The 12,317-nt window shown below is 65.7% G+C and carries 6 protein-coding genes; 3 read left to right on the top strand and 3 right to left on the bottom strand.

The window, feature by feature from the left end:
• Positions 1–225 precede the first annotated feature (225 nt).
• Complete coding sequence (locus ASE67_RS07860; RefSeq protein WP_055758807.1) at positions 226–1,320, top strand: TonB family protein; 1,095 nt, start codon at positions 226–228, stop codon at positions 1,318–1,320.
• 15 nt (positions 1,321–1,335) lie between these two features.
• Here the strand turns inward: ASE67_RS07860 and ASE67_RS07855 are convergent, their stop codons facing one another.
• The 3 genes from ASE67_RS07855 to ASE67_RS07845 all read right to left on the bottom strand — a co-directional run bounded on the left by ASE67_RS07855 (position 1,336) and on the right by ASE67_RS07845 (position 3,299).
• Entirely contained in the window at positions 1,336–1,563 is a 228-nt protein-coding gene (locus tag ASE67_RS07855; RefSeq protein ID WP_055758804.1) for a helix-turn-helix domain-containing protein, read from the bottom strand.
• Complete coding sequence (locus ASE67_RS07850) at positions 1,563–2,084, bottom strand: DUF2975 domain-containing protein (RefSeq protein WP_055758802.1); 522 nt, start codon at positions 2,082–2,084, stop codon at positions 1,563–1,565. Before ASE67_RS07850 ends, ASE67_RS07855 begins: the two co-directional genes overlap by 1 nt.
• A gap of 66 nt (positions 2,085–2,150) precedes the next feature.
• A complete protein-coding gene (locus tag ASE67_RS07845; protein WP_055758798.1) occupies positions 2,151–3,299 on the bottom strand; it encodes a hypothetical protein in 1,149 nt (382 codons plus the stop codon).
• A 325-nt stretch (positions 3,300–3,624) separates the two neighbouring features.
• On the opposite strand from ASE67_RS07845, the gene rpoB reads away from it, so the two are divergent.
• Both rpoB and rpoC read left to right on the top strand, forming a co-directional pair.
• The gene (rpoB, locus tag ASE67_RS07840; protein WP_055758796.1) at positions 3,625–7,770 is read left to right on the top strand and encodes a DNA-directed RNA polymerase subunit beta; all 4,146 of its coding nucleotides are present in this window, start codon (positions 3,625–3,627) and stop codon (positions 7,768–7,770) included.
• Between the two features lie 79 nt (positions 7,771–7,849).
• Positions 7,850–12,130 (top strand): DNA-directed RNA polymerase subunit beta', encoded by a 4,281-nt coding sequence (rpoC, locus tag ASE67_RS07835; RefSeq protein ID WP_055758793.1) that lies wholly within the window; start codon positions 7,850–7,852, stop codon positions 12,128–12,130.
• Positions 12,131–12,317: the final 187 nt, after the last annotated feature.

The following is a 12,317-nucleotide window of genomic DNA, read 5'->3' as shown; positions in this document are numbered from 1 at the left end:
GGACGGCGGATCGACGATCCGCCATCTCCACCAAGGCCGGCCGGCGGGCCGCAAGGCCCGACCGACGGGATGGAATTCACTTCCATCCCGGCTCGACCAGAAAAAGGGGGCAGTCCGCACCGGACTGTCCCCTTTTTTCATGCCCGCTCGCGAAACCCGTCCCCGGCCGGACGACCGCAGCCGCCTTGCTTGCACCCGTCACGAAGTGCGGTCATCCTGCCCGCCATGTCGATCCCCTCGCTCGCGCTGCTTCTGGCGGCAAGCAACGTGCCCCTGCCGATCCAGGCGACGGACCTGCCCACGCAGCAACTGGCGCGGTGGACGCCGGGACCGATCCGCTGTGGCGATATCGCGGTCGATCCGGTCCATCTGTCCGCCGTTCCGCCTGCGCTGCGATGGGGCGCCGGCGATGTCCGCCCGGTAACGCTGCGGTTTCGGATCGACGCCAGCGGGCGTCCGCTTTCGATCCGGACCGACGGGGCGTCCTATGTTCCGAACAGCGAGGAGATTGCCCCGACCCTTGCCGCATCGACCTTCGCGCCCGGCACGCCCCGGACGGATTGCCGCGTCGACTATCAGCAGCAGATGCTCCCGTTGGCCAAGGCCGATCCCGCCGATCTGATGGCCTATTCGCTGGCCCCCACCAATGGCCCGTTGCCGCGTGAGGGATGGGAGCGGATCAGCCCCGCCGACAGCGATTGCCTGCGCCAGCCGCGACCGGCAGCCCTGCTTCGCGCCTACCCCGATTTCCGCAAGGTCGCGGGCAGACCGGGCGAACGGCAATGGTCGATGACCAGCTATGATCTGGATAAGAAGGGTCGCCCCGTCGCCGTGCGGACGATCGGCGGGACCGCTGACCCCACGCTCGATACCGCCGCGCGCAAGGCCGCTGCCGGTTCCCGCTTTGTCGACGGCAAGCGCCGGGGCTGCTTCTATCCCTATTGGCGCGACGCCTTGCGATTGGCGGCGCCACCCGTGCCCGACGAAGCCCAATTCGGCGCAACACCGCTATGTCCGGCGGCAGGATGGGCACACCCCCCGCGCCTGACCTATCCGCCGGCGTGGAATCGTCGTCGGATCGAAGGATGGGCGGTGGTGCAGTTCGACGTCGCACCCTGGGGTGAGATCGGGAACACCCGCGTGCTGGCCAGCGAGCCGGCCGAGGCTTTCGGGCAGCAGGCGATGCAGGTTGTCCGATCCGCGCGGCGCCCGGCATCGCCGACCGGCGCGAGCGGTTGCATCGAACGGGTCCGCTTCGCGATCCGTCCGGATGACGGAGCCGCCGTCGAGAATGCCGAGGAAGGCCCGCCACCGCAGTAATCGCGGGCCGGCGCGTCAGTCTTCGCCCTCATCCTGCGCACCGGCCGCATGGACCAGGATGTCGCCCGGCTGGCATTCCAGCACGCGACAGATGGCGTCGAGGGTCGTGAACCGGATCGCACGCGCCTTGCCCGTCTTCAGGATCGACAGGTTGGCGAGCGTGATATCCACCGCCTGCGCCAGTTCGGTCAGCGTCATGCGCCGGGCCTGCAATACTTCGTCGAGGCGGACCAGCACCGCCATCAGACCGTCCCTTCCAGGTCTTCGCGGAGCGCCGCCCCTTCGGCGAATACGCGGGCAAGGATGAAGGCGACCAGCACCGACAGCCAGCCACCGATCGAGATCGACGATCCATCGACCCGCACCCCCAGCCCATCGAAGCTCGGCACGATCAGCAGCAGCGGTACGTCGAGCAATTGAATGGCAAGCAGCGCCCACCCGATCGCCCGCACCCGCCGCGCGTTGGGCGACGCGAACGTCTCGCCGGACAGCACGGTACCGATGATCGCGATCAGGCGCGAAAAGATGATGTGCGCGGGCACCGACGCCACGACACCCAGCAGCAGCAGGGCACGAATGCCACCGACGACCCGTACGACGTCGACCGCCGGATATTTCGCCGCGATCCGCGCCGCCAGTGGGGCGTGGAACGGAAAACTCGCCAGCGCCCCCAACAGGAAGGCGATGGCAAAGGCGATGTTCAGGACCAGCAGGACGCGCAACACCACGACGGTAAATCGCAATATCCGGTCACGCCGCGCCATGCCGCCCCCTCTCCGTTACCACGAAACTATCGCGTTTATCGATTATCGGCAAGCAGTACACGCAGATCAGGTCCGGCGGACCTGGCCGTGCAACCGCACTTCCAGCCGGTCGACCATCCGGTCGCCGCGATCGGCGAAGATCGGGGCCAGCTTCCCCTGCGGCGCGGCCGGGCCGACCATGAAGGCGGCGGTGGTGCGCGATTCACGGCCATCCTCCCAGCGATAGCGCGCATCGATCGCGATCATCGGCACGAAGAACGCGCGGTCGTTCGCCTCGACGATGTTCACCGCCACGCGCGGCAGGGTCATCGTCGCCTCCAGATGGCGGCGCTCCCCCGCCCCCAGCGGGAACGGCTCCAGCCCGCGCTTGTCGGCGTCGGAGAAGAAGGTGGCGATCTGCTCATCCTGCCGGGCGTTGGCGGTAATCAGCAGCGTCGCGATGCGGACCTCGGCGACCGGGGTCGATGCCGGGTTGCCGACGGTCAGGTCGAAATCGAGCAGCGCGCGGTCGCCCTCCAGCCCGACCTTGAGCGGGGCCAGCTGGAATTCGAGGAACGGCCCCGGCGTCGGCGCGACCGGCGCAGGGGGCGGTGCGGGCGGCGTTACCGGGGCGACCGGCGGACGCACCGGCTTCGGCGCAGGAGCGACCGGCGTCGGTTCCGGCACGACCGGCGGCGCAGGCTCCAGCGGCGCCGGGACATATTGCACTTCGGCCGGACGGCGACGGGCGAGCGCGTACGCAATGCCGCTGGCAACCGCGATCCCGCCAAGGAACCACACCCACCACGGCAGCGCATCGTCGTTGGCCGGCGCGGGCGCGATCGCCGCCGGGGTCGCGGTTGCGACCGGCGAAGGGGTCGCGGACGGGGCGGGCGTCGGTTCGGGCAGGACCGGCGGCCCGACATAGGTCGGCTCGGCCGCCGGCACCGCTTCGGGCTGTACGCGCGGAGTCGGGGTCGGGCGCGGCGGGACCGGGGTCGCCGTGGCACGCGGGGCCGGCGTGGCGGTCGCACGCGGCACCGGCGCGATGGCGCGCGGCGTTGGCGCAGGCGTCACCCGCGGGGTCGGCGTCGCGCTCGGCGTCGGCGACGGAGTCGGCATCGGTTGCGGCGTGATGTCGTAGATCGGGATCGACCCGCCGGGCGACGTCTGCTGCGCGGCGGCGGGCACGGCGAGGATCGCGACGAGGGCCGCGAGCGGAAGCTGGAACTGCATGACGCCCCTCAACCGGGGTTTTTGCGTCCGCGTCAGCCTGTCACGGGCCGATATACGACGAAGCGAGCCATCGGCGCGCCCAACCGAAACGTCGGATGCGCCGCGTTGACAGCCCCTGCCCCGGCTTATATAGGACCGGCTTGCTTCAGGACCGGGAAAGAATGCGTCGTCGCGCAACGCATTGCATGCATAGGCCTGTCGCCATTCCAGGACGCTCGAACAGCTGCGGCCCCGTGTGGGTGACGCGGCTTTCGTCGTCCTGTTCGCACGCCAGCCCGGTGGCCACCGGGCACGAGATTTGACTGTAAGCGAGGCCCACGACCCTATGGCGACCAAGGCAACCGCAACCGGCACGCACAAGCGCCGCATCCGCAAGGTGTTCGGCGACATCCACGAAGTGGTGCAGATGCCGAACCTGATCGAAGTCCAGCGCGAGAGCTATGAACAGTTCCTGCGTTCGGACCCGTCGATCGGCTATGTCTCGGGCCTCGAAAAGACGCTGCGCTCGGTCTTCCCGATCCGCGACTTCGCCGGCACCGCCGAGCTGGATTTCGTGACGTACGAGCTGGAAGATCCCAAGTTCGACGTGGAAGAATGCCGTCAGCGCGGCATCACCTATGCGGCGCCGATGCGCGTTACCCTCCGCCTGATCGTGTTCGAGGTCGACGCCGATACCGAGGCCCGCAGCGTCCTCGATATCAAGGAGCAGGACGTGTACATGGGCGACATGCCGCTCATGACCGAGAACGGCACCTTCTTCATCAACGGCACCGAACGCGTCATCGTGTCGCAGATGCACCGCTCGCCGGGCGTGCTGTTCGACCATGACCGCGGCAAGACCCACGCCAGCGGCAAGTATCTCTTCGCCGCCCGCGTGATCCCGTATCGCGGTTCGTGGCTCGATTTCGAATTCGACGCGAAGGACATCGTGAACGTCCGCATCGACCGCAAGCGCAAGCTGCCGGTCACGTCGCTGCTCTATGCGCTGGGCATGACCGGCGAGGACATCCTCAACCACTTCTACAACCGCGTGACCTTCGTCCGTGGCGAAGGCGGCTGGCGCATCCCGTACGCGCCGGAAAACTGGCGTGGTCAGAAGCCGTCGTTCGATATCGTCGATGCGAACACCGGCGAAGTCGTGTTCCCGGCCGGCACCAAGATTTCGCCGCGCCTGGCGAACAAGGCGGGCAAGGACGGCCTGACCGACCTGCTGATTCCGACCGAAGAAATCTTCGGCCGCTACAGCGCCTATGACCTCATCAACGAAACCACCGGCCAGATCTATATCGAAGCCGGCGACGAGGTTTCGCCCGAGAACCTCGAACTGCTCGACCAGGCTGGCATCGAGCGGATCGAACTGCTCGACATCGATCACGTGTCGACGGGTCCGTGGATCCGCAACACGCTGAACGTCGACAAGGCCGAGGAGCGCGAACAGGCGCTCAGCGACATCTATCGCGTGATGCGCCCCGGCGAGCCGCCGACGCTGGAAACCGCCGAAGCACTGTTCGCCGGCCTGTTCTTCGATCCGGAGCGCTACGACCTGTCGGCCGTGGGCCGCGTCAAGCTGAACATGCGCCTCGACCTCGACGCGCCGGACACGGTGACCACGCTGCGCAGCGAGGACATCCTGTCGGTCGTCAAGACGCTGGTCGACCTGAAGGACGGCAAGGGCGAAGTCGACGACATCGACAACCTCGGCAACCGTCGCGTGCGGTCGGTCGGCGAGCTGCTGGAAAACCAGTATCGCGTCGGGCTGCTGCGCATGGAGCGTGCGGTCAAGGAGCGCATGTCGTCGGTCGATGTGTCGACGGTCATGCCGAACGACCTCATCAACGCGAAGCCCGCCGTGGCCGCGGTGCGTGAATTCTTCGGCTCGTCGCAGCTGTCGCAGTTCATGGACCAGACCAACCCGCTGTCGGAAGTCACCCACAAGCGTCGCGTTTCGGCCCTCGGGCCGGGCGGTCTGACGCGTGAGCGCGCCGGCTTCGAAGTCCGCGACGTCCACCCGACCCACTATGGCCGTATCTGCCCGATCGAAACGCCGGAAGGCCCGAACATCGGTCTGATCAACAGCCTCGCGACGTTCAGCCGCGTCAACAAGTACGGCTTCATCGAGACCCCCTATCGTCGCATCATCGACGGCAAGGTGTCGAACGAGGTCGTGTACCTGTCGGCGATGGAAGAGCAGAAGCACACCGTCGCACAGGCGTCGGCTGCGCTGAACGAAGACGGCAGCTTCGCCGAGGAACTGGTGTCCGCGCGTCAGGCCGGCGAATTCCTGATGGCGCTGCCCGAAAACGTCACGCTGATGGACGTCAGCCCCAAGCAGCTCGTGTCGGTTGCCGCCTCGCTCATTCCGTTCCTGGAAAACGATGACGCCAACCGCGCGCTGATGGGTTCGAACATGCAGCGGCAGGCCGTGCCGCTGGTTAAGGCCGAAGCGCCGTTCGTCGGCACCGGCATGGAAGAGACCGTGGCGCGCGATTCGGGCGCAGCGATCTCGGCCAAGCGCGCCGGCGTCGTCGATCAGGTCGATGCGGCCCGCATCGTCATCCGCGCGACCGGTGAGGTCGATGCGGCGGAGAGCGGCGTCGACATCTACACGTTGATGAAGTTCCAGCGTTCGAACCAGTCGACCTGCATCAACCAGCGTCCGCTGGTGAAGGTGGGCGATGTGGTCCGTGCCGGCGAAGTCATCGCCGACGGCCCGTCGACCGAGTTCGGCGAGCTGGCGCTGGGCCGCAACGCCCTCGTCGCGTTCATGCCGTGGAACGGGTACAACTACGAGGACTCGATCCTCATCAGCGAGCGGATCGTGAAGGACGACGTGTTCACGTCGATCCACATCGACGAGTTCGAAGTGATGGCCCGCGACACCAAGCTCGGGCCGGAAGACATCACCCGCGACATTCCGAACGTGGGTGAAGAAGCGCTGCGCAACCTCGACGAGGCGGGCATCGTGTACATCGGTGCTGAGGTCGAGCCAGGCGACATTCTCGCCGGCAAGATCACGCCGAAGGGCGAATCGCCGATGACGCCGGAGGAAAAGCTCCTTCGCGCGATCTTCGGTGAAAAGGCCAGCGACGTGCGCGACACCTCGCTCCGTCTGCCGCCGGGCGTGTCGGGTACGGTTGTCGACGTTCGCGTCTTCAACCGTCACGGCATCGACAAGGACGAGCGCGCGATGGCGATCGAGCGCGAGGAGATCGAGCGCCTGAAGAAGGACTCGGACGACGAGCGCGGCATCCTCAACCGTGCCACCTGGTCGCGCCTGCGCGAAATGCTCGAAGGGCAGACCGCGACGGCCGCGCCCAAGGGCGTCAAGAAGGGCGTGGTCATCGACCGCGACCTGCTCGACAGCGTCGAAAAGCACGAATGGTGGCGGTTCGCCGTCGCCGACGATGCGGCGCAGGGCAACCTCGAAGCCGTCAAGGCGCAGTATGACGAGGCGGTGAAGCGTATCACCGACAAGTTCCACGACCGCCGCGAGAAGCTGGAGCGCGGTGACGAGCTGCCGCCGGGCGTGCTGAAGATGGTCAAGGTGTTCGTCGCGGTGAAGCGCAAGCTGCAGCCGGGCGATAAGATGGCCGGCCGTCACGGCAACAAGGGCGTTATCTCGCGGATTCTGCCGCAGGAAGACATGCCGTTCCTCGAGGACGGTACCCCGGTCGACCTGGTGCTGAACCCGCTGGGCGTGCCGTCGCGCATGAACGTCGGTCAGATCTTCGAAACGCACCTTGGCTGGGCGGCGCGCAACCTGGGTATGCAGGTCGCACGGTCGCTGCGCGACTGGCGCGAGGCGAACCCCGATGCGGTCGGCGGCGAAATGCCGGCGGCGGTCAAGGATCGCCTGAAGGAGATCTACGGCGATCACTATGCCGAGGACCTCGACACCCGCTCGAACGAGCAGCTGGCCGAGCTGGTCCAGAACATCAGCACGGGCGTGCCGATGGGGACCCCGGTGTTCGACGGCGCACGCGAAAGCGACGTGTCGGACATGCTGGAACTGGCCGGGCTGCACAGCTCGGGTCAGTCGGTGCTGTTCGACGGGCGTACCGGCGATCAGTTCGACCGGATGGTCACCGTCGGCATCATCTACATGCTGAAGCTGCACCACCTGGTCGACGACAAGATCCACGCGCGTTCGATCGGGCCGTACTCGCTCGTTACCCAGCAGCCGCTGGGTGGTAAGGCGCAGTTCGGTGGCCAGCGCTTCGGGGAAATGGAAGTGTGGGCGCTCCAGGCGTACGGCGCTGCCTACACGCTCCAGGAAATGCTGACGGTGAAGTCCGACGACGTGGTCGGCCGCACCAAGGTCTATGAAGCGATCGTCAAGGGCGACGACACCTTCGAGGCCGGCATCCCCGAGAGCTTCAACGTGCTGGTCAAGGAAATGCGTTCGCTCGGCCTCAACATCGAGTTGAGCAGCATCGAAGAGAACGACGGCCTGGCCGAGGCGGCGGAGTAATGGATGGGCGTCGCGTCCGGTAACGACGCGGCGCCCCCTTCCCGCCCCGACGATTTTCCCTCTCCGTGAGGAAAGCAAAATGAACGAACTGACCAATTTCGCGAACCCGGTGGCCAAGCCGGAAACCTTCGACCAGATCCAGATCGGCATCGCCTCGCCGGAGCGTATCCGCTCGTGGTCGTTCGGCGAGATCAAGAAGCCCGAGACGATCAACTATCGCACGTTCAAGCCGGAACGTGACGGCCTGTTCTGCGCGCGCATCTTCGGTCCGATCAAGGATTACGAGTGCCTGTGCGGCAAGTACAAGCGCATGAAGTACAAGGGCATCGTCTGCGAAAAGTGCGGTGTCGAAGTCACGGTGTCGAAGGTCCGCCGTGAGCGGATGGGCCATATCGAACTGGCCGCCCCGGTCGCGCACATCTGGTTCCTGAAGTCGCTGCCGTCGCGCATCGGCCTGCTGCTCGACATGCAGTTGAAGCAGCTCGAGCGCGTGCTGTACTTCGAATCGTACATCGTGATCGAGCCGGGCCTGACCGCGCTGGAGAAGTATCAGCTTCTCACCGAGGACGAACTGCTCGATGCGCAGGATCAGTATGGCGAGGACGCGTTCTCGGCCGGGATCGGTGCCGAAGCGGTCAAGCAGATGCTGATCGACCTCGACCTCGAGGGCGAAAAGCGCGACCTTCTCGAAGAGCTGGCCGTCACCAAGTCGGAACTGAAGCCCAAGAAGATCATCAAGCGGCTGAAGGTCGTCGAGAGCTTCCTCGAATCGGGCAATCGTCCCGAGTGGATGATCCTCGACGTCGTGCCGGTCATCCCGCCCGAACTGCGTCCGCTGGTGCCGCTGGACGGCGGTCGCTTCGCGACGTCGGACCTGAACGACCTGTACCGCCGCGTCATCAACCGCAACAACCGGTTGAAGCGCCTCATGGAACTGCGCGCGCCGGACATCATCGTCCGCAACGAAAAGCGCATGTTGCAGGAAGCGGTCGACGCGCTGTTCGACAACGGCCGTCGCGGCCGCACGATCACCGGTGCCAACAAGCGTCCGCTGAAGTCGCTGTCCGACATGCTGAAGGGCAAGCAGGGCCGCTTCCGTCAGAACCTGCTCGGCAAGCGCGTCGACTATTCGGGTCGTTCGGTCATCGTGACCGGCCCGGAACTCAAGCTGCATCAGTGCGGCCTGCCGAAGAAGATGGCGCTCGAGCTGTTCAAGCCGTTCATTTATGCGCGCCTCGACGCCAAGGGCCTGAGCATGACGCTCAAGCAGGCCAAGAAGTGGGTCGAGAAGGAGCGCAAGGAAGTCTGGGACATCCTCGACGAAGTCATTCGCGAGCACCCGGTCATGCTGAACCGCGCGCCGACGCTCCACCGTCTGGGCATCCAGGCGTTCGAGCCGGTGCTGATCGAGGGCAAGGCGATCCAGCTGCACCCGCTGGTCTGCTCGGCATTCAACGCCGACTTCGACGGCGACCAGATGGCCGTCCACGTTCCGCTGTCGCTCGAAGCGCAGCTGGAAGCGCGCGTCCTGATGATGTCGACCAACAACATCCTGTCGCCCGCCAACGGCAAGCCGATCATCGTGCCGTCGCAGGACATGGTGCTGGGTCTCTATTATCTGTCGATGGAAAAGACGAACGAGCCGGGCGAAGGTATGCTGCTGGGCGACATGGCGGAGGTGCATCAGGCACTCCACGCCGGTGCCGTCACGCTGCACACCAAGATCGTCAGCCGCGTTCCGCAGACCGACGAACAGGGCAACCAGTATCTCAAGCGCTATGAGACCACGCCGGGTCGCATGCTGCTGGGCGAAACCCTGCCGAAGTCGCACAAGGTGCCGTTCGAAACGGTCAACCGCCTGCTGACCAAGAAGGATGTCGGCGACGTCATCGACGAGGTGTATCGCCACACCGGTCAGAAGGAGACCGTGCTGTTCGCCGATGCCATCATGGCGCTGGGCTTCCGTCACGCGTTCAAGGCCGGCATCTCGTTCGGCAAGGACGACATGCTGATCGCGCCGGACAAGGACAAGCTGGTCGACGAAACCCGCGACCAGGTGAAGGACTTCGAGCAGCAGTATCAGGATGGCCTGATCACGCAGCAGGAGAAGTACAACAAGGTGATCGACGCCTGGAGCCGTTGCGGCGATCAGGTCGCGACCAGCATGATGGACGAGATCAAGGCGGTTCGCCGCTACGAGGACGGCCCGGACAAGGGTCGTGAAAAGCCGATCAACTCGATCTACATGATGGCCCACTCGGGTGCCCGCGGTTCGCAGGCACAGATCAAGCAGCTGGCCGGCATGCGCGGGCTGATGGCCAAGCCGTCGGGCGAGATCATCGAAACGCCGATCATATCAAACTTCAAGGAAGGCCTGACCGTCCTTGAATACTTCAACTCGACCCACGGCGCCCGCAAGGGCCTGGCGGATACGGCGCTCAAGACGGCGAACTCGGGCTACCTGACCCGCCGTCTGGTCGACGTGTCGCAGGATTGCGTCGTCATCATGGACGATTGCGGTACCCAGCGCGCGCTGGAAATGCGCTCGATCATCGAAGGCGGCGCGACCATCGCGTCGCTGGGCGAGCGCATCCTCGGCCGGACCACGGCAGAGGACGTGATGGACCCGAAGACCGGCGAAGTCGTGTTCCCGACCGGAACGCTGCTCGACGAAGCCATGGTGGCCAAGATCGAATCACTGGGTCTCCAGGCGATGAAGATCCGTTCGCCGCTGGTCTGCGAAGCCAAGGTCGGCGTCTGTGGCACCTGCTACGGCCGTGACCTGGCGCGCGGTACCCCGGTGAACATCGGCGAAGCCGTCGGCGTCATCGCGGCGCAGTCGATCGGTGAGCCGGGCACGCAGCTGACCATGCGTACCTTCCACATCGGTGGTGCGGCGCAGCTGAACGAACAGTCGAACCTCGAAGCGCCGGTCGACGGCACGGTCGAGTTCCGCGACCTGCGCCTGATCGAGGATCAGCGTGGCCGGCGCGTGGTGCTCAGCCGTTCGGGCGAAATCGCGATCGTCGACATGGACGGCCGCGACCTGTCGGTCCACCGCATCCCCTACGGTGCGTACGTGCTGTTCGACGATGGCCACATCGTTTCGCAGGGCGACCGCATGGCGGAGTGGGACCCGTTCACCGCGCCGCTCATCACCGAAACCGGCGGTACGGTGAAGTTCATCGACCTGATCGAGAACAAGACCGTCACCGAGCGCGTCGACGAAGCGACCGGTATCGCCCAGCGCGAGATCATCGAATATCGCGCGACGACCAAGTCGAAGGAGGATCTGCGTCCGCGCATGACCCTGCTCGATGCGAACTCGGGCGAAGCCGCGCGCTACATGCTGGCACCGGGGGCAACCCTGTCGGTCGAGGACGGCGCACAGGTGCAGGCGGGTGACGTTCTCGCCCGTGTCGCCCGTGAATCGGCCAAGACCCGCGACATCACCGGCGGTCTGCCGCGCGTCGCCGAGCTGTTCGAGGCACGTATCCCGAAGGAGGCGGCGATCATCGCCAAGGTCTCGGGCCGCGTGATCTTCGGCAAGGATTACAAGGCGAAGCGCAAGATCGGCATCCAGCCCGAGGATGGCGGCGATGTCGTCGAGTATCTGATCCCGAAGTCGAAGGTGATCGACGTTCAGGAAGGCGACTATGTCAAGCGCGGCGACAACCTGATCGGTGGTTCGCCGAACCCGCACGACATTCTGGAAACGCTCGGCATCGAGCCGCTGGCCGAATATCTGGTCAGCGAAATCCAGGGCGTCTATCGACTGCAGGGCGTGAAGATCAACGACAAGCACATCGAGACGATCGTTCGTCAGATGCTGCAGAAGGTCGAGATCACCGACGGTGGCGACACCACCCTGCTGGCCGGCGAACAGCTCGATCGTGACGAGATGGACGAAGCCAACGCGAAGCTCGACGCAGGGCTCGCCCCCGCACAGGGCAAGCCGGTGCTGCTCGGCATCACCAAGGCATCGCTGCAGACCCGCAGCTTCATCTCGGCCGCATCGTTCCAGGAAACGACCCGCGTCCTCACCGAAGCATCGGTACAGGGCAAGATCGACAGCCTGAACGGCCTGAAGGAAAACGTCATCGTCGGCCGCCTGATCCCGGCGGGCACCGGTGCCGGCATGAACCGCCTGCGCGTTGCGGCATCGTCGCGTGATGCGGCGCTGCGGGTACAGCAGAAGGCACTGTCGGGCTTCATCGCGCCGCATTCGGCTGAGGAAGAACATGCCGCCGAACTGGCCCGTTCGCCCCGCGACGGCCAAGGCGCCAACGACCCGCTGGCCGATGTCGTGCCCTCGGGCACCGGCACCGACGCCGATGCGGGCGAGTATCTGAACGACTGATCGTTCGGGTCTTCGCTGAACTGACGAGCCGCCGTCCGGGCAACCGGGCGGCGGTTTCGTTTTTTGGGGGACGGCGCTCCCTCCTTCTGGTCAGCCCGGATCAAGTCCGGACTGACGACGGAAGTAGGCGTGGTGCCACCTTCCCTACCCGCCACACACCCCCTACCCTGCCGCAAACCAAGGGGGA

It is taken from the genome of Sphingomonas sp. Leaf23 (genome assembly GCF_001421585.1).
GTDB lineage: Bacteria > Pseudomonadota > Alphaproteobacteria > Sphingomonadales > Sphingomonadaceae > Sphingomonas.
The sequence above is the reverse complement of the archived record's forward strand: the minus strand, read 5'-3'. Positions and strand labels throughout refer to the sequence as shown.